This window comes from Agrobacterium sp. Azo12, from assembly GCF_029193765.2.
Classification (GTDB): domain Bacteria; phylum Pseudomonadota; class Alphaproteobacteria; order Rhizobiales; family Rhizobiaceae; genus Agrobacterium.
This window is the reverse complement of the sequence record NZ_JARFYO020000001.1, coordinates 1,969,718-1,990,349: the sequence shown is the minus strand read 5'-3', so window position 1 is coordinate 1,990,349 and position 20,632 is coordinate 1,969,718. Positions and strand designations below refer to the sequence as shown.

Sequence of the window (20,632 nt, the reverse complement as noted above, 5' to 3'; positions counted from 1 at the left end):
TTTTTTTGGCCTTACGCTGCGATCAACTGGGCCAGATGGCTGGGAAAATCGCCTTGCGCACTGCTGGCATTGATGGTGTCGAAATAGTCGTGCCAGCCTGAGGCGGCGATGCCCGAGATCAATGCCTCGATGGCCTGCGCATCAGGCGCGCGCCACAGCGCAAGGAACGTGTGCTGCGTGCCATGCAGCGTGGTGGCATCTGTCTGGCCAAGCGTGATGGCCTCAACGCCCAATTCCGACAGTGCCTGCAGACCGGCACCCACAGCTTCAAAGAACTGCAAGCGGGCTGCCTGATCCAGCGCCAGCCATTGCGGTTTTGGCGAATAAAGTTCGGCGAGATAGTGGGTCATGACCGATATCCTTTGTGTGTGGTCTTGATGTCGTGCCTTGCTGGTGATGGACCGCAGGGCACGTTTGCAGATCTTGATGGTAGCGGGTGACGGTCCCTCTGCCTGCCAGCGGGCGCAGAGTGCCTGCACCCATTCCGGCCGGTCTTTGCTGGCATCGTTCAGCCAGTTGCCGACGGAATCCTGCACGTATGGAGCGGGATCAGCGCGCAAGGGTTCGAGGATTGGCATTGCCAATTCCGGTGAGGCCCGCAGCGCGGCAATATGCGCGCACCAGACACCACGCGGCCGGGTCAATTCGCTGGCAAAACGCCGCAAACGATCCGACGGCTCGGCCGTCCAACCGGTCAGCAGCGTGATGGCGTTTTCGAGATCGGCCACGACATGCGGGCGAAGCGCCATCCATGCCCATTCACGGACACCGAAATGGGGGTCGTCTGCCAGGGGGCGGATCATGTCCAGCCGCTGTGGCAAGCCGTGGCCTTCAACCGCCCCGACCATAAAACAGGCCCAGCCACGCAGCGTATCGGATGGGTGATGGGAAAGCTCGTCGGCCTTTTGAGAGCCGTAACGAGCAAGGATCAGGCGCGCCGCGAGCGGCATACGTTTTGAAATGCCGTCTTTGGCGGCGTGTCGCATCTGGTCAAGCGCGCCCTGCCCCATGTCAGGCAAAGCAGCTTCAAGGAGTGCTGCAAAATCAACCGCCAGACATTCAGTCAGTGTTGTTGCTTCCGCCATGCCGGAATTCAGCGCAGCAAGCCGCGACGGGCCGATATCGGCGACCCGCTTTGCCGTTTTACCTGACGTCATGGCGTTATACCGGTTTCCTTGACGCCACTATCACCAGCCGGATTGTCCAGCGTGCGCCAGACCCGTTGCAGCAGACCGCCCAGCAGCGCCCGCTCCTGCGCGTCCAGCGCGGCGAACAGTGAGGCAATCCAGCGGCTGTGCTCATCAAACAGCTGATCGGCCAGTGTCTGGCCTTTGACGCTGAGCCGCACCGAGACCTTGCGGCGGTCCTTGGCATCGTGGTAGCGGGCGAGATATCCATCACGCTCCAGCCCGTCCAAGAGGCCGGTAATGGTGGCGCGGGTGACGCCAGCGCGCTCCGCCAGTTCATGTGGCGCCAACCCTTCTGGCAAATCCCGCAGCAGGAACAGCAAGACGAACTTGCCTTCCGACAGGTTGTGCTCGGCAAGACGAACTGCGCAGGAGCGGTCTATGGCCGAAGCCAGCGACAGCACCTCAAAACACAGTCGCATATTGCCAAGGCCTGGTTGGCCACGGCGTTCTGCCTCTTCCAGCAGACTTACGTGTTTTTGTTCAAGCATATCCATATGGCGGCATATAGTATGGCACCTAATCATGAGTCAACACTGGAAAAATATGTTGTTTGTCGAAGGGGTAAGTGTTGATTGCTGGAGGTGCTTATTCTGCCAACTGGGCGGCTGAGATCATCCAGTTTTTCACCGCATCCAGCGCGTCCGATTTGCGGTGTCTTGGCCAGACGAGATAGAAATCCGATGGGCCTTGCAGCACCCACTGGCCAATCTGCACCAGACGTTTTTCCACGAGATCGGTTGTGATGAAATTGCGCGTGGCAAGCACGATGCCCTGCCCGGCCACCGCCGCGTCAATGGCATGCGATGTCTGGTTGAAGCTGATGCGGCGGAAAGCCTGCATGTCATGCGGGGCGGCAGCGGCACCAAAATGCTGTTCGATAAATTCCGGCCAGAAATTATGGGCGTCCTGCAACAGCGCAAAAGCGGAGAGTTCAGCGATGGTGGCGGGTGCGCCGCGCTCCCGCAGGACCAGAGGGCTGCAGGCCGCAATGATTTCCTGGCGGAAGAGCAGTTGAGACGCCAGCCCCGGCCCGAAGGGCGGCACGCCGTGGCGGACGGCCAGATCAACTCCATCAATCTGGAAATTCGATATACGGTCCGTCGCGACGATGTGGATATCCAGTTCCGGATGGCGGGCTGTCAGTTCCGGCAGGCGCGGGATAAGCCATTTGGAAGCGAAGGTCGGCGTCGTGCTGATGGCCAGCCGCACCGGTTGCGGGCGCAGGTCCGCCGTTGCGCGGGTGATGATTTCAAAGGCCCGCCTGATATCGGCAATGTAGGCGCGCCCTTCCCCCGTCAGCGCTAGCGTGCGCGGCAGGCGCTCGAACAATTGTAGACCAAGCTCGGCCTCCAACCCGCGCACCTGCTGGGCAACCGCGCCCTGCGTCACGCCCAGTTCTTCCGCAGCCAGCCGGAAGTTCAAATGGCGTGCGGCGGCCTCAAAGGCTTTGAGGCCATTCAATGAAGGAAGTTTTCCGGATGGATTGTTCATACGATAGATTTTCTACAGTCAAAATTCAAAAGAACTGATTGGCTAGCCCAAGCTTTACAATGATAAAACTCATTTCAGCTGATATCAATGAACACGCATGTTCTGGAAGGAAAACGACCATGGCAGTAGAAAAAACAGCAATTATCACCGCTGGCGGCAGTGGCATGGGAGCAGAAGCGGCAAGACGGCTTGCTGCCGATGGCTACAAGGTTGCCATTCTTTCCTCCTCCGGCAAGGGCGAGGCACTGGCCGCTGAACTGGGCGGCATTGGCGTGACCGGTTCCAACCAGTCCAATGACGACCTGAAACGACTGGTTGATGCGACCATGGAAAAATGGGGCCGTATCGATGCGCTGGTCAACAGTGCCGGCCATGGCCCGCGTGCGGCAATCACCGAAATTACCGATGAACAATGGCACACCGGACTTGATGTGTACCTGATGAATGTGATCCGCCCGGTGCGGCTGGTCACCCCGATCATGCAGGCACAGAAGTCTGGCGCAATCGTCAATATTTCGACCGCATGGGCATTTGAACCGGCGGCGATGTTCCCGACTTCTGCGGTGTTCCGTGCCGGTCTTGCCTCCTACACCAAGATCTACGCAGACACTTACGCGGGTGACAACATCCGCATCAACAACGTGCTGCCGGGCTGGATCGACAGCCTGCCTGCCACAGAACAGCGCCGCGATGCGGTGCCTATGAAACGTTACGGCACAAGTGCGGAAATTGCCGCGACGATCTCCTTCCTCGTTTCCGAAGGCGCCGGTTACATTACCGGCCAGAACCTGAAGGTGGATGGCGGTTTGACGCGTTCGGTCTGACGAAATGATGAGGCGGTTGCATGCTCAACCGCCTATTTCGCCTTTCTGGTTCCTGCTTGAGTTGTGCTGACGGCGTGCCGCCAACAGAATTTATAGAAAAACCAAGCAACGCGGACTATAAAGTGGCCGGCGCCAAAGCAGACAGCGGCACAACGCAAATGCTGTAAGATAAACCGCCCACAAGCCTGAGTTAAGCTTCACAACCCAAAGAGTGAAAATTACAATTAAAACGCATGATTCGAGTATGTCCTGCGCGTTACGATTGTCGTTTATTTCGCAAAATAACTCCTAGGGACATTTCATGAGCCGCACCGCGCCTGCCGCCGCCCGCCGTACACGCCGCCACTTCTCAGCACAGCACAGATTTTTACTGACTTTGGCCGCCACCACGGCTCTGTCTCTTGGCGCGACCATGGCACCTGCGTGGGCTGAGCCCATAACACCGATCCCGGACGGTTATGACAAACTTGAGGGGCTTGGCGGTGGCCGAGGAGAAGCTTTAGCTGTCAGTGGCGATGGAAAGACTGTTGTTGGTCGCTCATATCTTGAAGCGTTTTACTGGACCGCGACGGATGGAACACAGCCTGTTGGCCTACTGCCAAGTACCAGCAACTCTACGGCCAGAGCAGTCAATGCGGATGGCTCGGTAATTGTCGGAGATTCTGGCAACATTGCCTTTCGCTGGACGGCAGATGGCGGCATTCAAACCTTGAGCGGCGTTAACGCACTAACGTCTTTTGCTTTCGGTGTCAGCGCCGATGGCTCGGCTGTTGTCGGCTACCAAGTCGTTGGCGGTTACGCCGGTGCATTTCTCTGGACCACCGACCATGGCGGGACGGTAACGGAGCTTGGCACGCTTAAAGCTGATAACTCGGGCAACTCTGCAGCCGTCGGCATCAGCAGCAACGGTCTTTTCGTCGTTGGCGACGCTGAAAACGATGATGATAATTTGAACCATGCCTTCCGATGGACGACGGAGGGTGGCATGCAGGATCTGGGCGTTCTTCAAACCGGTTATTCATCTGCCGCCAAGGCGGTCAATACAGACGGCTCCGTCGTCGTTGGTTTGGCAAATACCAGTGATGGTTACCGTGCTTTTCGCTGGACACAAGGCGGCACAATGGAGAGCCTCGACACGCTTGCGGGCGGAAGTTTCTCGAAAGCCAATGCGCTTAGCAAGGATGGCTCCATCATTGTCGGGGAATCCGCCACTGATGATCAGAACAGAGGTTTTGTCTGGACCGAACAAACCCAGATGATTACCGTTGAAGAGTGGTTGCGCAATAGCGGTGTCAGCGTATCCCACGACTTCACGCAGAATGCGACAGGCATCAGCGCCGATGGCACAGTGATTGTCGGCACGACAGAATATTCGTCGGCTTATATTGCCCGTTCCGGATCCGGCATCATCGATGTCGAGCAGTTTGCACGCAGCCTTTCTGGTTCCCCTTCTGCCCGCACCAGCCTTGACCAGGCGAGCACCGCGCTGAACGGCCTGCATGGTGACCCAATGCGCAACCGTCTGGACGCTGGCAGGCAGTATCTGCAGATCAGCACCGATGGCGGTTATGACAAGAGTGACGTATCCAATGGCGGCCTTGTGATTACCGACCTGACCTATGCCTATGGTTTTGAAGGTGGCATTACCGCGCGCATTGCGGCCGGTGGCCTTTACACCGACCAGAACCTTGAGGCCGGTGGCGACTTCAACCAGAAGGGTCTGTTCATTTCTCCTGAGGTGACATTGCCGGTTACTGGCGCGATTTATGCCACCGTCAGCGGTTACTACGGTTCTTCCAGCCTGCATATCGATCGCGGTTATCTCAATGGCGGCGCGCTGGATTATTCGCAAGGCAAGACCGATGTCGATAGCTGGGCGGCCCGTGTGCGGTTTGACTGGCTGGACGCTTTCAAGCTGCAAGACACCAGCATGACGCCCTATACCAGCCTGACCTATGCCCACAGCCGCATGGATGCCTACACCGAAACAGGTGGTGGCTTCCCTGCCCGTTTCGACGAAAGCACAGACCATGCGACTGTATGGCGTTTGGGTGTTGACGGTGTAACACCGTTGAATGACCAGTTCCGCGTGCTGACACGTGGTGAAGTGGCCTACCGTTTTGAAGACAAGACGGCAGGCACCACAGGCGAAATCATCGGCCTGTCCGGCTTCAGCTTTGATGGGCAGGATACTGACCGGGTGTGGCTACGCGGCGGTGTGGGTGCGGAATTTGACGTGGCAGGCGGCACAGCCACCTTCATGTTGAATGCATCAACACAGGGCAACGACCCAAGCCTTTGGGTGAAAACTGCCTGGAAAGTATCGTTCTGAGCCAAGGCCAGAACGACGGCGTGAACCAGACGATGAGGCTCGCAGCAATGCGGGCCTTTTATCATTCTGGCATGGGATTTTGCCAAAGGCATGTGCGAGCTGTGGTGCGTAAACCCTTGCAATGTTTCCGAATTTGTAAGGAGCAGCCTTCATATTGCCCGAGAGCAGCTTGGGGGCGGAATGTTTAAAGTCGGGAATGTGAGGGTTGGTTATCTCATGACGGCAGCATGGGCTGTCCTGAGTTCGCTTTTGGCTCACCTAATCGCCAGCGAAAACTGGGGTCCAGATAATTTTACTGCGAAGGTCTGGATATGGTTGGGGCTAATGTCCGGTCCTTTGATGCCGTTTCTCTGGGTAAGTACCGACCTGAAAACCCCTGCCGGTCGGCAGTTTGTAATGTGGATTGTCGGTTTGGGTGGGCTTGGAGCCATTGTCGCCCTGCGCTACGAATTTATCTATACGGCCATTGGCCTTTTCGGCTGGATGATGATGGCATTCATGTGCGCGCTGCAGTGGCCGAAAGGCGATGACTACATAGTCCAGTTGGAATTGGAGAAGCTCGTTAAAGCACTGGAAAATACAGAGCACCTCGAGAAAATCGTCATCGAGTACGAAAAATATCTGCATTTGCTCAGTGCTCAGGCAGCTGTCGGTTTCCCAAGTGTCATGCGTTTACGCGCGCATTTTCTGGAGGCATTGCCAGAGGTTATCCCCTCTCTCAAGGACGATGGTGGTCTCAACAGCCCACACCAGACGACGAGAGAGATGGCCCGTATGCGCCAATTCATGCTGGAAAAGCTGACGTACCAACTGGCCTATCTCTGCGCCATCTCGTTTTTTGACCGGGTATGTGGTCCTGACTTTCGCGGCAAGAAACAATATCAGGCGCTCGTCAAAATGTTGCTGCAGATCAAAAGCACCGAACAAGAGGTCAAAGGTGTCATCAAACGGCGTGGCCAGAAACTGACCGTGATGACGATTGATGATCTCAGGGAAGTGGAGCATGTGCTGGGACAAGTGCGCAACGACGACGCCAAGGAACATGGAAGACAGGTTCTTGATAGTGACCTGACCATTACATGGGCCGCACGCACAATACTCGTTCACAGACAATTCCTGCCGGAAAAACTCGACAGTGACACGCAGACCAAGATGTTCGAGATGATGCGGACCGGTATACGCGAGGTAGGTCAAACCTTCTTGCGCATGAGTTCGGAATATGCGGTGCGGCGATGAGAGACTTTGGGGGCGGAATGTTTAATGTCGGGAATGTAAACGTTAGTTATCTGATCATGGCAGCATGGGCTGTCCTGAGTTTGCAATTAGCTTACTTGATCGCTGGCGAAATCTGGGGACCAGAGAGCTATTCAGCGCTTCCGCTGGTGTGGCCGTTGTTGAATTCCGGCCCAATCCTGCCGATTTTGTGGGCCAGGAAAAACAAGACCTCTCCAGTCCACCGCAGGTTTGTACTATGGACTGTGGCTGCGGGAGGGCTTGGAGCCATTGTCGCCTTACGCTACGAATTCACATACACGTCGCTTGGCCTGTTTTGCTGGATGATGCTGGCATTGACGAACGCACTGCTGCTGCGGGATTCTTACCACAAATACCTTCCCGAACTTCCAAAGCTTAGTGCCTCGGATCAGGTCAAGCTTGCCGCGTTGGATCAGGTCGAGCCTGGCGCGTCGGATCAGATCGAGCCTGGCGAGACGATTTTCATCGCACACGAGACGTATTTGCATTTGCTGAATGCGCAGGCGGCAGTCGGTTTTCCAAGTGTCACGCGTTTACGCGCGCATTTTCTGGAGGCATTGCCTGAGGTTATCCCCTCCCTCAAAGACGATGGTGGTCTCGACAGCCAACACCAGACGACGAGAGAAATGGCGCGTATGCGACAGTTCATTCTGGAGAAGCTGACATGCCAACTGGCCTATCTCTGCGCTGTCTCATTTTTTGACCAGGCATGTGGTCCTGACTTTCGTTATACAAAACAATATCAGGCACTCGTCGACATGTTGCTGCAGGTCAAAAGCACCGAACAAAAGGTCAAGGGTTTCATCAAACGGCATGGCCAGAAACTGACCGTGATGACGATCGATGATCTCAGGCAAGTAGAGAATGTGCTGGGACAAGTGCGCAACTACGAAGCCAAGAAACATGGAAGACAGGTTCTTGATAGCGACGTGACCATTACATGGGCTGCACTCACAATACTCATTCACAAAAAATTCCTGCCGGAAAAATCCGACAGTGAAACACAAGTCAAATTTCTTGAGATGATGCACACCGGCGTGCGCGACGTGGCGCAAACTTTCGACCGCATGAGTTCGGAATATGCCACGCGGCGATGAGACACTTTGGCGCTTTTATGAATGAGCGTATGTTAGCGCGCCGACAGGCGATGCTTACAGGTGCGGTTTGAAGGTGGTGGGCAATGGACTATTTGTGGCTGCGGGTTCTGCATATCATTGCCGTCATTCTGTGGACGGGCGGCATGCTGGTTGTTGCGGTAACGCTGCGTTCCGCCGGCACTGACAGTGCGCAACGCAATCCGGCGTTTTTCGCCGCCATTCACCGTTGGGACCGGCGTGTGACCACACCGGCCATGTTTGCCGTTTGGGCACTGGGGCTGACACTGGCATTCATGGGTGGCTGGTATTCCAGCGGCTGGTTCATTACCAAATTTATCCTGGTGTTTGTCCTGTCAGGAATACACGGCACGCTGTCCGGCAATTTGCGTCGTCTTGTGGCCGACCCTGGGCGCACCCTGCCCGGCACTTTGCGACATGCGGCACCGGCCATAATCGTGCTTGAGGCCGTGATCGTGCTGCTGGTTGGCCTTAAGCCGTTTTAGGCAATCTGCCCCGGCAAAGGAGTTGTTTATTCGGGATATGTCCAGAGTTCATCATCGGCCTTGATGGCGACCACGGTTGCTTTTGCTCTGGCGAGACTATCTGGCTGTTCTGTCAGCGCCATATGATCGGTTTCGATCTGCAGCAGGAAGGCTACGACCTCCTGGTCTGGCGCGCCACGTCTAATCATTCCCGCAGCAGCAATCAGATAGCTGTCATATTCATCTGCAAACGGTTTTGCATCCTCGTCATCCCAGTGTTTTCCCTCGACCAGCAGGCCGATCGGATCCCAATGGGTCCAGCCGATGTCCCTTAGACGGGACAGTTTGATGCGGGGCTGGATCGAAAGTGGAGGCATTGCATTATCCTAATTGCAGCTGGACTTGTTATCCCGGCCAGAACATGCAAACAACCGGGCATGAGCGTTGGCGGTGTTGAAACCGCAGAGGTTGATCAATTCAAGCAACCATGCAACCCTATATAGCTGCACAGAAAACAGGAATCTGGAATGTCGCGCGAAGGCTGGGTTGATACCGACGATACGGAAGATACGGATGACGACTGGGATCAGGAGTTTGCCGACGAGCTGCTTGGGTCATTGGTTGTTATTGGCATTACCTACCGGGAACCGGACGGCAAAGTGACCAGAGAACAGCAAATTCACGGCTACATTAGAACCGTTGATCGCCACATGGGCATAACACTCAAGCCCGAAAGTGATGACGAAGAAGATGAATTCAACCTGCCGCCGTTGCTTGAAGTTTTTGAAAGAGCAGAACCGGGCATCTATACCGACGATGCCGGAAACAGGGTCAGCGACCCGGACTTTGTCGCCTATTTCAGCGTGACCTCACCCACCAGCTAATACCCAACCAACGCGATGTGTTACGCAAACCAGTGGTCATCCGCAAAAGGTTCGGCCACGATCTGGTGCCTGTCTTCAAACACCACATAACCCGGGCGGCGGGCCTTGAGGACCTCGATTGCGTGGCCGTGTTCATCCAGCAAGGCTTTCAGTTCAAATGCCTTTTTCACATGCAGCTGCGCGCTCGGCTTGAACCAGCTGAGGCCTGGTGTGTCCATGCGGCGGTAATGCCCTTTGGAGGTGGTGCGGCTGAACTTTTTGGGTGCCGCGAGATTTCCGCCAAACCACACGAGAAGTTCGGTGACGTGGTTATATGTGGTTTCATCCAGATTGGTGTTTCTGGACAATTCATAGGCGGCAACAAAAAAGCCTTCACGGCTTCTCGCTCCCGGCATTGATGTCTGGCGCACAAATCTCAAATACACGTAAACAACCTTTTTCGACAAAATTAAATCGCCCTTAAGTTGCATACATTAGCTTTTTATCGGGACCTGTAAAGGGGGAGATCACGCGGAATTTTCCTGCTCGGAAACGCGGTGTCGCAGGCATCAAGACTAACGAATATAGGGGAAACCAGCCTAACTGAATGAAACAGCCGGCGGTAAACGGGCATGAATTTGCGTTGCAATCCATCGCCCGTCATTGCCAATGGCAGACCTTAAGTCCTGTGCGTCGCAGGTCTTGTGCCTTTAGACTTCGGCGCAGCAGGTACGTTGCAGCCTTTAGCTTTCATGCTGGATTCAAGCGCATTAACCTTGCCCTTGGCGACAGCAACCTTGCCTTCCTTATCTCCACCGGCCACGCTGGACATTGGAACGCCAATAAGGAACACGCCAAACGCATCACCCGTGGCCGCGTCATTTTGCTGTTTTGATACAGTTGCCAGAACTTCAAGTTCTTGCAGGTATTCGCGCGAAAGTCCCTGACAATCCAGATTGCCATAAGCCGCCATTGGAATGTCCACCGGCACAATGGCATCAGGTCTTTTAGCGCAGGAAGAAACGGCCAGCCCGCAAGCCAGCACCATCACAAACTTTTTCATTTAGCCCCCAACTCTCTCAAAACGTGCTGCGTCTGATCATGTCTGCGCAACCCGCCATTTCTCTTTGTTCGCACACTGCCGTAGCCATAAGACCACTCAGCATTTTGCGCGACATGCTTGCCCTATTGCATGTCGTCACATGGCATAACGACCGATCTACACTACAGGATCGCGCGATAGTCAATCTGCATTGCAACCTGAAATATGGCTGACCACGTTGTTATTTCGGCTAACACGGTGCTGCCACACCATTCTGCATTTCCCTGACAAGGTCTGCATTGAAGCGGCCGGCACACAAGAGCTGTTTTTCCGCACATCATATGCGCATCACCAGACAACAGCCCATTGTTTTCAAGGCCTTGCACTTTTTTAGGCAAGGCATTACCACAACCTTGAATTGGGGGGCTGGCGGCATGGAAGAACTGGCATATCAAATAATGACGCTGGGAGAGACCGGCACCTATATGCTGGTCTGGGCAATATTCGCTGCCTCGGCTGGGCTTGCGGTCGCGGCGACCAAACTCGAATGGAAGCTGCACAGAGCCCCCTATTTTCTGTCGCTTGGTTTTACGTTTGTTTTGATGGCCGGCAGCGTTTCGATCCTGACTGATTTGCCGACTGCGATACGGGACGGCTATTCCGGGCAAATTGTTGGCAGCTATCTCGTGTGTACCGCGCTGGCTGGCGGGTTGCTTGGCATATTTTCAGCGGCACGCGCGAATGACGCCTATGACACGAGGGGTCTGTGGTTTCTTTCTATTATTCCTATTGCGAACCTCTTTCTTCTCTTCGCCAAATCCATGACCCCGAAAAAGACTGGCTCAGGCGGGTTTATTGCGAATGCAGCCATCGTTTTCATCGGGCTTATGTTATTTTCCACCGGCAGAACCATGGAAAAGCACTTCTCGGAGGTTGCTAGCCAGACCGCCGAGACTGCCACGACAGCCAATAATACTGGAATGACAGTCAAAAAGACTGCCCAGAAGCAACCCGCAGTCCAAAACATTGACACTACAAGCGAAACAATCAGCGACGCCGCCAAGGACGCAGCGAGCGACACGGTTGATAAGCCTGTCAACAACACTGTTAGCAACAGTGGCAGCAACGGGCAGGCAGGCAGATTCGACTTCGAACCGATGCTGAAACAGATTGTGCTGCAAACCCCAGTGCCACAGCAACTCAGTGATCTCATGACGTTAATACGCATGGAGGCCGAGGCCGATCGGCTGATTTCTGTTTATGAGATATCGAGCACCGACTTCACGCTGAGTGAAAGCGTCACGGATTTTCAGATGTTCAACACCTGTAGTCCGACAAGCCCAACATTGCTTTTTGAACTGGGCCTGACGAGGACGAACGTGTTTGTAGACACCGAGGGCAAGGCCCTGGGAGAGGTATCTGCCAATCCCGCATTGTGCGAGGAATGGAGCACATCCTTCGACAAGAGAATGGAGGAAAAAGCTGCGGACGAAACACGGCAACTGTCCGGGAACCAGCAAACGACGGGCGATGGCGTAACCTTAACCCACGCCACTTACCGCGATAAGACATATATCAAACATTTCACCGTGCCCGCCAATCTGTCTGAGAAAACGAGACGGGACATGGAGAAAAACTGGTGCCAGACACCTTACGTCAAGGCCATGCTGTCGATCGGCTTGACGTTGCGGCTGGTTTCAACGTTAGAAGACAGCAAGCCCGCTGGCGACGTGGTTATCAACAAGGCGATATGCGATCAAGTTTAGCGTATCAAACTGATGTTTTGCTGTATGCAACCCTGACATCACGAGGCACGCTTGGTTCGATTTATCAAGATAATGTTTCTACTGCTCTGTCTCGCGGTGTTTGCGGTCATTGCACTATTTGGCCCTAAATTTTGGCGTCTGAACGACCATATCACGCTGTGTTTCGACGACTATGATCCACGCTACACAGCGACCCTGTCGAACGCGAAAAGGTTTGCAAGGCGCTGGATGAAGATATCTAAGACCTGCACCTTTGAGGCGGTGTTCAGGCCAGCGTCGGCCGGTGCCAGCGTGGCTACGTTTGGAGGTGACCACCAACAATGCCATTTGCGCGGCAAAAAACCTTTAAGTGTAGCGACCAACACCATGCCCGCATGAAGTTTAGACGCTAACCCTATTCTTTAGTATGTGCCAATTTGGCACATATTATTCGTGCAATTTGGCCGATAAACCGCTATGAGTCTGGTTAATACTGGCGGGAGGAGGATTTCGCCAGATATTGACATTGGGGCGAGGAGAGATATTGACGGCACAGCATCACAATGCTGCCGGATATATCAGAAAAGATAAGCAAATGCGGTTACAGGTCTACATTATTGCAACCCTGTCCTGCCTCCTGTTCTGGGGCGGTGTTTATCACGTATCACGTGACGTCTACCGCGCAGCACATACGGCTGGCGTTATCCCCAACCTGCACATCAAGTACAAGATCGGGCAGATTGGCAATTACGTCTGACAGCAAGGCTTGCGGCTGTCCCCATCAGGCCCGTTTTCAGCGGGTCACGATTTCATTTGGCACGTTTGCGTTTTTGCCTGACTGGAGCCCTGCTCCGGTTTTGAACTGTCTATTTTCAACGATGTCAGCGTGACAACCATTGCGCTTGTAAGCATGGGCCAACAAAAGAGGTTGGTCCATGGCTTCAGTCGTTTCTATTTGCAATCTTGCCCTTTCCAATGTGGGCAAAGACAACATCAATGACTTAACGGAAAAGAGCGCGGAAGCCCGCGCCTGCAACCAGTTTTATACGCAGACACGCGATATGCTGTTGCAATCCTACCCCTGGAAGGCGGCACGAAAAACGCTTTCTTTGGGCGAGATAAGCAATGACAAGCCGGGCGTGTGGCAATACGCCTATATGCGGCCTTCCGACTGCCTGCAGGTGCGCTGGATAAGGCCGGTTTACGCGGCAGATGACGGTGCGCCGGATATGGCCTTTGCCGGTGCGCACCGTGAGCGCGAAGCGCAGTATCCTTACGAGATTGAGGGTGACACGCTGTATTGCAATTTGTCGCCCTGCCTTTTGCGCTACACCTCCCGGCTGACGGACCCGACACGGTTTTCGCCGCTGTTCATCGAGGCGCTTTCCTGGCACCTGGCGGTGCGACTGGCGATGCCATTGACGCGCGACCCCAAGATCCGCGCTGATGCGCTGACCATTGCCAGAACCATGCAGGCGGCGGCCGAACAGGCTGATGTCAACCAGGTGCGCCAGACATCCGACACGTCTACCGATTTCCTGACGGTACGCAGCCATGGCTGATTTACGCGCCTATCAACCCTCGTTCACCGGCGGTGAGCTTTCCCCTGCCCTTGGCGCCCGCAACGATCTGGCCAAATATACCAGCGGCCTTCGCACGGCACTGAATGTATTTGTGCACCCGCATGGCGGCGTATCCAACCGGGCCGGATTTGAGTTCGTGCACGAAATACGCGACAGCGCAAAATCGGCGCGGCTGATCAAATTCCAGTTCAATACCGAACAGACCTATGTCCTGGAATTTGGCCACACCTACATCCGGATTTTCCGCGACGGTGGCCTCATTCTCTCCGGTGCGATCCCTTATGAAGTGGCGACGACCTACACATCGGCTGAGGTGAAGGATCTGGTATTCGTTCAGGAAGCCGATGTTCTCTACCTGTGCCATGTCGACCACCCGGTGCGGAAACTGGGCCGCCTTGCGGACGATAACTGGACCCTGACACCGGTTGAGTTCAAGCCGCTGATCAATGCGCCAGCAGGTGCAATTACCGTGACGGCACCGGGCAATACGGCAGGCAAGACCGGCTATGTGGCGACCACCTATCGTTACGTAGTGTCCGCCGTGGCAGACAGCGGTGAGGAAAGCCTGCCTTCCGCCTCCGGTTCTGTTGTCAACGACCTGTCACTGCAAGGTGGCATAAACCGCGTGGCCTGGACCGCTGGACCCAAAGCAGTGCGTTACATCGTGTACCGCAATGACAATGGTGTGTATGGCTATATTGGTGGCACGACCGGTGTTTCCTTTGATGATGAAAACATCACGCCCGACCTTTCCGACACGCCCCAGTCCGGTCGAAACCCGTTTAACGAGGCTGGCAGCTATCCACGTTGTGTGACCTTTATCGAACAGCGGCTGGCCTTTGCCTCCACCAAAAATGATCCGCAGGCGGTGTGGCTCAGCCAATCGGCCAATTATGAGAATTTCGGCGTGTCGTCTCCGGCCAAGGCCAGCGATGCAGTGACCTTCCGTATTCGTGCACGGCAGGTCAACGAAATACGCTCGATGATTTCAGTGCGCGGTCTGCTGCTTTTGACCTCCGGTTCCGAATGGATCGTGACGGGCGGTTCTGCAGCCGATGCGATTTCGCCCTCCGCCCTGAAGCTCGATAACCAGGGGTACCGTGGTGCGGCCCGTGTGCAGCCAATCGTCGTGGGCAACACAGTGTTGTTTGCGCAGCGGCTGGGTAGCGTCATCAGAGATTTTTCCTACGACTATACGCAGGACAGCTATGTGGGCAAGGATTTGACCATTCTGGCCCGCCACCTGTTCAAGGACCGGGAAATTGCCGCATGGGATTATGCCCAGGCACCGGATTCCATTGTGTGGGTGGTGCTGGATGACGGTGCGCTGGTTTCCCTGACCTATATGAAGGAACAGGACGTTTGGGCCTGGACACGGCATGAAAGCGGCGCTCACGGCGACGCCCATTTTGAAGATGTGACTGTGATTGAGGAAAACGGCGAAGACGTTCCCTATTTCATTGTACGCCGGACCATCAATGGCCAGACAAAACGTTACATAGAACGACTGCATTCCCGCTCATTCAGCGGTGTGGAAGATGCGTTTTTCGTCGATTGCGGCCTGACCTACAGCGGCGCGCCAACGCAGACGATAAGCGGACTTTCCCATCTGGAAGGACAGCAGGTGGTGGCGCTTGCCGACGGCAATGTGGTGCGCAATCTGACCGTGACAGGTGGAACGGTGAGATTGCAGAACGCCGCCGCCAAGGTGCATATTGGCCTGCCGATGACGGCAGCGATTGAAACGCTGGATCTGGACCTTGGCCAGGTACAGGGCCTTGGCACCGTGCAGGGCCGCGCCAAGACGGTGAGTGAAGTGACAATGCGTGTGGAAAATACACGCGGCATTTTCACCGGGCCGGAAGATGGTGACCGCAACAGCGACAAGCTGGTGGAATACAAACAACGCCGTGACGAGGCCTGGAACGAGGCCATTCAGCTTTATACCGGCGATGTGCGCATTACCCCCTATTGGGACTGGAATAACAGCGGCAGCCTGTGGGTGAAGCAGTTTGACCCGTTGCCCATGACCATTCTTGCCTTGATGCCGGACGTGACCCTTGGCCGCTAATGTCGAGATAGTCCAGGCTGCACCCTGCCATGTCGCCAGCATTGCCGCACGTATGCGACAGGCAGACCGTGATGAGGTTTTTGCCGCATCCGGCCACACACCGCTTGCCGCCCTTTCCTTTTCCTACCGCAAATCCTCCTGCTGCTGGACAGCACTGTTTGACGGCAAACCGGAGGTGATGGGCGGCGTGGGCGACATCAATATTCTGGCCGGCGTCGGCGCACCCTGGCTGCTGGGCACCGACGCGGTGGAGCAAAACTTCCGCGCCTTTCTGCGCATTTCCAGCGGTTGGCCAAACCAACTGTTGCAGCGTTATTCCGTGCTGAGAAACTTTGTGGATGCCCGCAACACGGTTTCCATTCGCTGGCTGGAATGGCTGGGTTTCCGGCTGCTCGAGCCGGTCGACATTGGCGGGCATCAATTCCGGCTTTTCGAAATGGAGGCAGCCGATGTGTGATCTTGGACTGACGTTGATGATCGGGTCCACCCTGATGGGTGCCGCCGGACAAATTCAGCAATCAAAGGCAACTGCGGCGGCGAGTAATTACAACGCCCAGATTGCGGAAATGAATGCGAAAATTTCCGACAAACAGGCAAAGGACGCGCTGGAGCGCGGCAAGCAGGAAGAGCAGCAGAAACGCATGCAGACTGCGCAGCTTGCGGGCCGCCAGCGTGCCGCAATGGCCGCCAATGGCGTTGACCTGACCTTCGGCTCTCCGCTCGACACGATTATCGACACCGCAAAAATGGGCGAGATCGACGCGCTGAACATTCGCACCAATGCCCACCGCGAGGCCTATGCCTACAACATGCAGGCAACCAACCAGCGCGGTGGCGCAACACTGGACCGCATGCGCGCCAGCGCCGCCAAGAAGGAAGGCTTCCTGTCTGCCGGCGGCACCATTCTGGGCGGTAGCAGTGATGCCTACAAACAAGCCGTAAAAATGGGCTATATCTAATGAGGTTTTAAATGCCGACCGTTCCTCTCTACCAGGACACACAACAGCGCGTTGCGCTTCGCGCCGAATATTCCGAAAACTTCACCACCCGCGCCGATGCCGATGCATTTGGCGCGGGCATTGGCCGTGGCATGCAGGCGCTTGGCAAGGGCATGGGAACCGCAGCCACTAACCTCAATGAAGCAGCCGCCCTTCGCCTGAAAAAGCTTGATGACGAGACCAGGGCAAAAGAGGCAATGACCGAATTTTCGAACTGGAACCGGAATGCCCTGCACGGCCCAGGCGGTTTTCTGTCGCTCACCGGCAAAGCGGCTGTCGAAGCACGGCCAGCTTTTGAAAAGGAAGCCGAGAAGAAACATGGCGACATCAGCAAAGGGTTGCCGCCGGGCGCACGCGCCATTTACCAGCAGGCTTCACGGGAGACACGGCGGGACACCGGAGGAAGGGTAATCAACCATGCCCTTAACCAGCAGAAAACCGCCGTCATCGACGCGTTCGACGGCAGTATCGAAAGTCACATCAATGATGCGGTTGAAGACAGGCTGCTGCCCGACAAACTCGAAATGAGACTGGGAAAGGTTGCGGATACAGTCGATACAGCTGGCGCGTTGCTGAACTGGGACAAGGAAACCATTGAGCGGAAAAAAGCGGAGTATCAGTCCGACGCGTTCACGAGGATCGTCACACGTATTGCTGAGACAGATCCGATCGCGGCGGAAAAATACATGCAGGACCACTCAGAACGCATTTTGGAAAAAGACAAAACTGCCCTGCAGGAGCGGATGAAACCGGCTGTGCTGAATGCAAAAGCAACACGCAACTCCGTCGACATTGCCACCGGCGCACCGTTGCCGCCAGACAGCCCTGCACTGCTTCGACCAACCACGGCAGTGGATTATTTGCGCTACACATCTGGCCGCCATCTTGCACTCGAAGCGCTTGCCAACTTCAGCAAAAATGCAACGGGCAACGCGGTGCCAACCCCGTGGTCTGTCGATATCGTCAAGAATGTTCTTGGTTCGCCCCTGACAGATGGCGCGGAGGCCACTTCAGCCAAAACATTTCAGAATTTTGGCGTGGCGACCAACAGTCCGCGAGCAGGCGATATCGTTGTCGTATCTGGCGAGAGTGGCTCGCCGGAGGTCGGTTTTTTTCAAGGTCATGATGCGAATGGCAATATTCTGATGATTGCTGGACGACAGGACCAACCTGGCCAAGTGTCGACAAAGGTGAAGGAAGCCCAGAAGCTGCTGAGTTTTAGGTCTGCCCGCAATGTCGACGCCCGGCGGGTGGAGCTGCCAAATTACAACATGCCGGGGATTACATATCTCGCCCAAAGCCTTGACGCGATTGGGGATGCCGAAGAGCGGGCCGCCACCGGCAAAACAATTGATACAAACTACACCACTGGGCAGAAAAACATTGATGATCGACGGGAAGACCTCATGCAATCTGCCATGGCACAGATTTCCGCAAACGACGGATTTGACCCTTTGAAAATGTCGCCGGAAGATCAATCTGTCATCGGTCCTCTCGGCATAAAATTGCTTCAGGAACATAGCGACACGGTACAAAAAAACGGGCAACCACGAACAGCCAGTCGCAGATTTTACGAATTGCAGCGTCAATTTGCGAATGACCCGTTGGAATTTGCACAGTCTGATCTGTTCAATGATCGTCGAAATCTCTCCAACGAAGACTGGGCAATTGTCACAAGCTGGAAAGAACTGGCACGCACCGACCCGCAGAAAGCACGCGAGCATGGCCGCATTCTGGCGATTACATTCAAGAGGCTTGAAGATGGGCGTTTTGTCAAAGCTCCGGCGCAGATGACGGAGCAAGACTACAAGGGCGTCACCGACTTTCAGCGGGAGCTTTATGGCTACGTTGCAGAGCTGGGAGCAGTAAACAAGGACAACATCAGCAAAAACAAAGACATCAAGGCGTTTATGGATGACCTGTTGCGGCGAATGTATTTGGATAACAGCAGGACGTAGCGCGCCTATTGGCTACAAATACCCGCAAATCCCCTACCCGGACGACACAACACGTCCCAACATTCAACGGCCTTGGACACCACTGTCCGAGGCCATTTAAAATGAGCGCTAATCATTCAGCATGCCCTGCATTGCCGCATAGGCACTGACGACAGTAAATATTGCGCCGGTAATTAGGCCAGCATCTGCCACGCCGCTCCGGTAGCGAATACACCGCGTGATAAGGAAGCCAACAAAACCGAAGAGAAAGAAAGCAATCGCCGAGCCTACCTGACTTCCCAGATACCTGCCCATGTTGGGATAATTGGCCGGGACATGTCCTACGACAACCATGACAACAAGTTGTGAGACAGCCGCCAACACAGCGAGTTTCAACAACACTCCGCGTCGTGCCGCTCTCCAATTTCTTTTTGCTGTGATGTCTTCAGCCATATCACTCATCGATGCTTCCCCCATTTTTGGCATTATTAAACAACGTACCTGTCGTTTCAGCGCAATTTCCATGATTTGCAATTGTCTATGCAATATTCAGGGAACAGTATTTTCCTATCCGCAGGACTTAACGTCACGCGAAGACGAGTAGCTGGCTGCGATTTCCAGAGAAACTTCTCCACTCTCATCACGAACGTTTCAGCAGGAAGTATTTCCCGGTAAGCAATTTGATCGCGGTAATCTCCAGTTACAAAAGGTAGATTGACATAAGTAATGCTGTAAATTTTGTCGTCATTTTCTGGTGCCAGAAGTCTGGCCGCTTTGGAGACAATACCGGATGCCCTGCCGTGGTAATTCTCGCTGATAAAATCGATGAAATCTGGATTCGAACCTATTTCCAACAGGGTGGTGTTGGCGTCCTGCACGGGATTAAACCGCTTGTACGTGGACCATACCGGCGGCGCACTGAGAATATAATAAGCACCCACGAATGCCTTGTTATTCTGAAACTCCAGTTCGTACACTTCAGGCTTGCTGTCCGGCCCCTTGATGTCAGTGCACAATTTCGGTCGCGGCATCTCACCACACTGATACCAGCCGGCCAAAGACTTGACCTTGTCGTAACTGTCACCCGCACGCACGCCGTTCCAGAATTCTGGAGGTTTGTACCCTTCTGGCGGCACACCCGGGGCCGACTGCGCAGATGCCGGTGTCGCCAGCGCATAAATCAATAACGCAAACCAGCCCATAAAACTGCGCGCGACTGCGATACCCATCCCCTTCGTCCCCACAACCATCACACCGGTAATCATGCCTCATTTAAACAGGAGAGGCATGTTTTGGAAAATAAGCCAGACACGGAAACGCAAGAGCAAAACACGCAAACCAGCACTGGTCCAGTTACAGCTACGCAACCAGTGGGCGAAAGTCCAGATGTCGTAGCAAGGCAACGCCCGGAGCCACTAGAATATATCCGGGTAGAAGACATCCACGGACGGCCGGTCTACTTCCAAAACGGACATGAGGACGAAAGTCCAGATGTCATAATGAGACAGCACAAGCTCGCACAAGACTATGCGCAAGTGACCGGAAAACAGCAACCGCCGCTCTACCTCCTGATTGGACATGAGGATGAATTTCAGTCCGAGCTAGACGAAGCGAGACGAGCCGCTATTCTAGCGGATGCGCCGGAGCTCGATAATTGGCGCAATGGAAATCTCGAGAAAGCAGTATTGATAGACGACGATCTTCCAAACTATGCGGGTTGGGA

22 protein-coding genes are annotated in these 20,632 nt (G+C 54.9%); 14 read left to right on the top strand and 8 right to left on the bottom strand.

Annotated features, from left to right (window positions below; translation table 11 throughout):
• Window positions 1-11: 11 nt before the first annotated feature.
• The 3 genes from PYL13_RS09280 to PYL13_RS09270 form a co-directional block, all read right to left on the bottom strand.
• On the bottom strand, window positions 12-1,157 hold the full coding sequence (locus PYL13_RS09280) for a DUF6616 family protein (RefSeq protein ID WP_352230551.1): 1,146 nt from the start codon (window positions 1,155-1,157) through the stop codon (window positions 12-14).
• Window positions 1,154-1,684 carry a MarR family winged helix-turn-helix transcriptional regulator gene (locus tag PYL13_RS09275; RefSeq protein ID WP_275641090.1) on the bottom strand — a complete coding sequence of 177 codons (531 nt, stop codon included), beginning with the start codon at window positions 1,682-1,684 and terminating at the stop codon, window positions 1,154-1,156. Before PYL13_RS09275 ends, PYL13_RS09280 begins: the two co-directional genes overlap by 4 nt.
• Before the next feature lie 91 nt (window positions 1,685-1,775).
• Complete coding sequence (locus tag PYL13_RS09270; RefSeq protein ID WP_259146483.1) at window positions 1,776-2,681, bottom strand: LysR substrate-binding domain-containing protein; 906 nt, start codon at window positions 2,679-2,681, stop codon at window positions 1,776-1,778.
• 119 nt (window positions 2,682-2,800) lie between these two features.
• On the opposite strand from PYL13_RS09270, the gene PYL13_RS09265 reads away from it, so the two are divergent.
• The 5 genes from PYL13_RS09265 to PYL13_RS09245 all read left to right on the top strand — a co-directional run bounded on the left by PYL13_RS09265 (window position 2,801) and on the right by PYL13_RS09245 (window position 8,691).
• Window positions 2,801-3,505, top strand: coding sequence for an SDR family oxidoreductase (locus PYL13_RS09265; protein ID WP_275641089.1), 705 nt, complete (start codon window positions 2,801-2,803; stop codon window positions 3,503-3,505).
• A gap of 301 nt (window positions 3,506-3,806) precedes the next feature.
• Window positions 3,807-5,837, top strand: coding sequence for an autotransporter domain-containing protein (locus tag PYL13_RS09260; RefSeq protein ID WP_275641088.1), 2,031 nt, complete (start codon window positions 3,807-3,809; stop codon window positions 5,835-5,837).
• A gap of 180 nt (window positions 5,838-6,017) precedes the next feature.
• On the top strand, window positions 6,018-7,073 hold the full coding sequence (locus PYL13_RS09255) for a hypothetical protein (protein ID WP_275641087.1): 1,056 nt from the start codon (window positions 6,018-6,020) through the stop codon (window positions 7,071-7,073).
• A gap of 17 nt (window positions 7,074-7,090) precedes the next feature.
• Window positions 7,091-8,188, top strand: a complete 1,098-nt coding sequence (locus PYL13_RS09250) for a hypothetical protein (protein WP_275641086.1) — start codon at window positions 7,091-7,093, stop codon at window positions 8,186-8,188.
• A gap of 83 nt (window positions 8,189-8,271) precedes the next feature.
• Complete coding sequence (locus PYL13_RS09245; protein WP_250982554.1) at window positions 8,272-8,691, top strand: CopD family protein; 420 nt, start codon at window positions 8,272-8,274, stop codon at window positions 8,689-8,691.
• A gap of 26 nt (window positions 8,692-8,717) precedes the next feature.
• On the opposite strand, the gene PYL13_RS09240 is transcribed toward PYL13_RS09245, so the two are convergent.
• Window positions 8,718-9,047 (bottom strand): hypothetical protein, encoded by a 330-nt coding sequence (locus tag PYL13_RS09240; protein WP_250982555.1) that lies wholly within the window; start codon window positions 9,045-9,047, stop codon window positions 8,718-8,720.
• 150 nt (window positions 9,048-9,197) lie between these two features.
• Between PYL13_RS09240 and PYL13_RS09235 the strand changes: the two genes are divergently transcribed.
• Window positions 9,198-9,554: a hypothetical protein gene (locus PYL13_RS09235; RefSeq protein WP_250982556.1), complete on the top strand. Its 357-nt coding sequence runs from the start codon at window positions 9,198-9,200 to the stop codon at window positions 9,552-9,554.
• Window positions 9,555-9,574: 20 nt separating this feature from the next.
• Here the strand turns inward: PYL13_RS09235 and PYL13_RS09230 are convergent, their stop codons facing one another.
• Window positions 9,575-9,979, bottom strand: coding sequence for a hypothetical protein (locus PYL13_RS09230; protein WP_192491289.1), 405 nt, complete (start codon window positions 9,977-9,979; stop codon window positions 9,575-9,577).
• A gap of 233 nt (window positions 9,980-10,212) precedes the next feature.
• The gene (locus PYL13_RS09225; RefSeq protein ID WP_250982557.1) at window positions 10,213-10,596 is read right to left on the bottom strand and encodes a hypothetical protein; all 384 of its coding nucleotides are present in this window, start codon (window positions 10,594-10,596) and stop codon (window positions 10,213-10,215) included.
• Window positions 10,597-10,916: 320 nt separating this feature from the next.
• On the opposite strand from PYL13_RS09225, the gene PYL13_RS09220 reads away from it, so the two are divergent.
• The 8 genes from PYL13_RS09220 (at window position 10,917) to PYL13_RS09185 (ending at window position 18,930) form a co-directional block, all read left to right on the top strand.
• A complete protein-coding gene (locus PYL13_RS09220) occupies window positions 10,917-12,341 on the top strand; it encodes a hypothetical protein (protein ID WP_275641085.1) in 1,425 nt (474 codons plus the stop codon).
• Window positions 12,342-12,392: 51 nt separating this feature from the next.
• Entirely contained in the window at window positions 12,393-12,719 is a 327-nt protein-coding gene (locus PYL13_RS09215; protein ID WP_275641084.1) for a hypothetical protein, read from the top strand.
• Between the two features lie 196 nt (window positions 12,720-12,915).
• A complete protein-coding gene (locus PYL13_RS09210; protein ID WP_259146492.1) occupies window positions 12,916-13,077 on the top strand; it encodes a hypothetical protein in 162 nt (53 codons plus the stop codon).
• 178 nt (window positions 13,078-13,255) lie between these two features.
• Complete coding sequence (locus PYL13_RS09205) at window positions 13,256-13,882, top strand: hypothetical protein (RefSeq protein ID WP_275641083.1); 627 nt, start codon at window positions 13,256-13,258, stop codon at window positions 13,880-13,882.
• Complete coding sequence (locus PYL13_RS09200) at window positions 13,875-15,974, top strand: hypothetical protein (protein ID WP_275641082.1); 2,100 nt, start codon at window positions 13,875-13,877, stop codon at window positions 15,972-15,974. The genes PYL13_RS09205 and PYL13_RS09200 overlap by 8 nt, the downstream gene beginning before the upstream one ends.
• Window positions 15,964-16,431: a hypothetical protein gene (locus tag PYL13_RS09195; protein WP_192491283.1), complete on the top strand. Its 468-nt coding sequence runs from the start codon at window positions 15,964-15,966 to the stop codon at window positions 16,429-16,431. Before PYL13_RS09200 ends, PYL13_RS09195 begins: the two co-directional genes overlap by 11 nt.
• Window positions 16,424-16,933 (top strand): virion core protein, T7 gp14 family, encoded by a 510-nt coding sequence (locus PYL13_RS09190; RefSeq protein ID WP_275641081.1) that lies wholly within the window; start codon window positions 16,424-16,426, stop codon window positions 16,931-16,933. The genes PYL13_RS09195 and PYL13_RS09190 overlap by 8 nt, the downstream gene beginning before the upstream one ends.
• A gap of 11 nt (window positions 16,934-16,944) precedes the next feature.
• Window positions 16,945-18,930: a hypothetical protein gene (locus PYL13_RS09185; RefSeq protein ID WP_275641080.1), complete on the top strand. Its 1,986-nt coding sequence runs from the start codon at window positions 16,945-16,947 to the stop codon at window positions 18,928-18,930.
• 108 nt (window positions 18,931-19,038) lie between these two features.
• Here PYL13_RS09185 and PYL13_RS09180 read toward each other — a convergent pair whose 3' ends face one another.
• Together PYL13_RS09180 and PYL13_RS09175 are read right to left on the bottom strand one after the other, a co-directional pair.
• Window positions 19,039-19,371 (bottom strand): hypothetical protein, encoded by a 333-nt coding sequence (locus PYL13_RS09180; protein ID WP_250982564.1) that lies wholly within the window; start codon window positions 19,369-19,371, stop codon window positions 19,039-19,041.
• Between the two features lie 47 nt (window positions 19,372-19,418).
• Entirely contained in the window at window positions 19,419-20,174 is a 756-nt protein-coding gene (locus tag PYL13_RS09175; protein ID WP_275641079.1) for a hypothetical protein, read from the bottom strand.
• Between the last annotated feature and the right edge of the window lie 458 nt (window positions 20,175-20,632).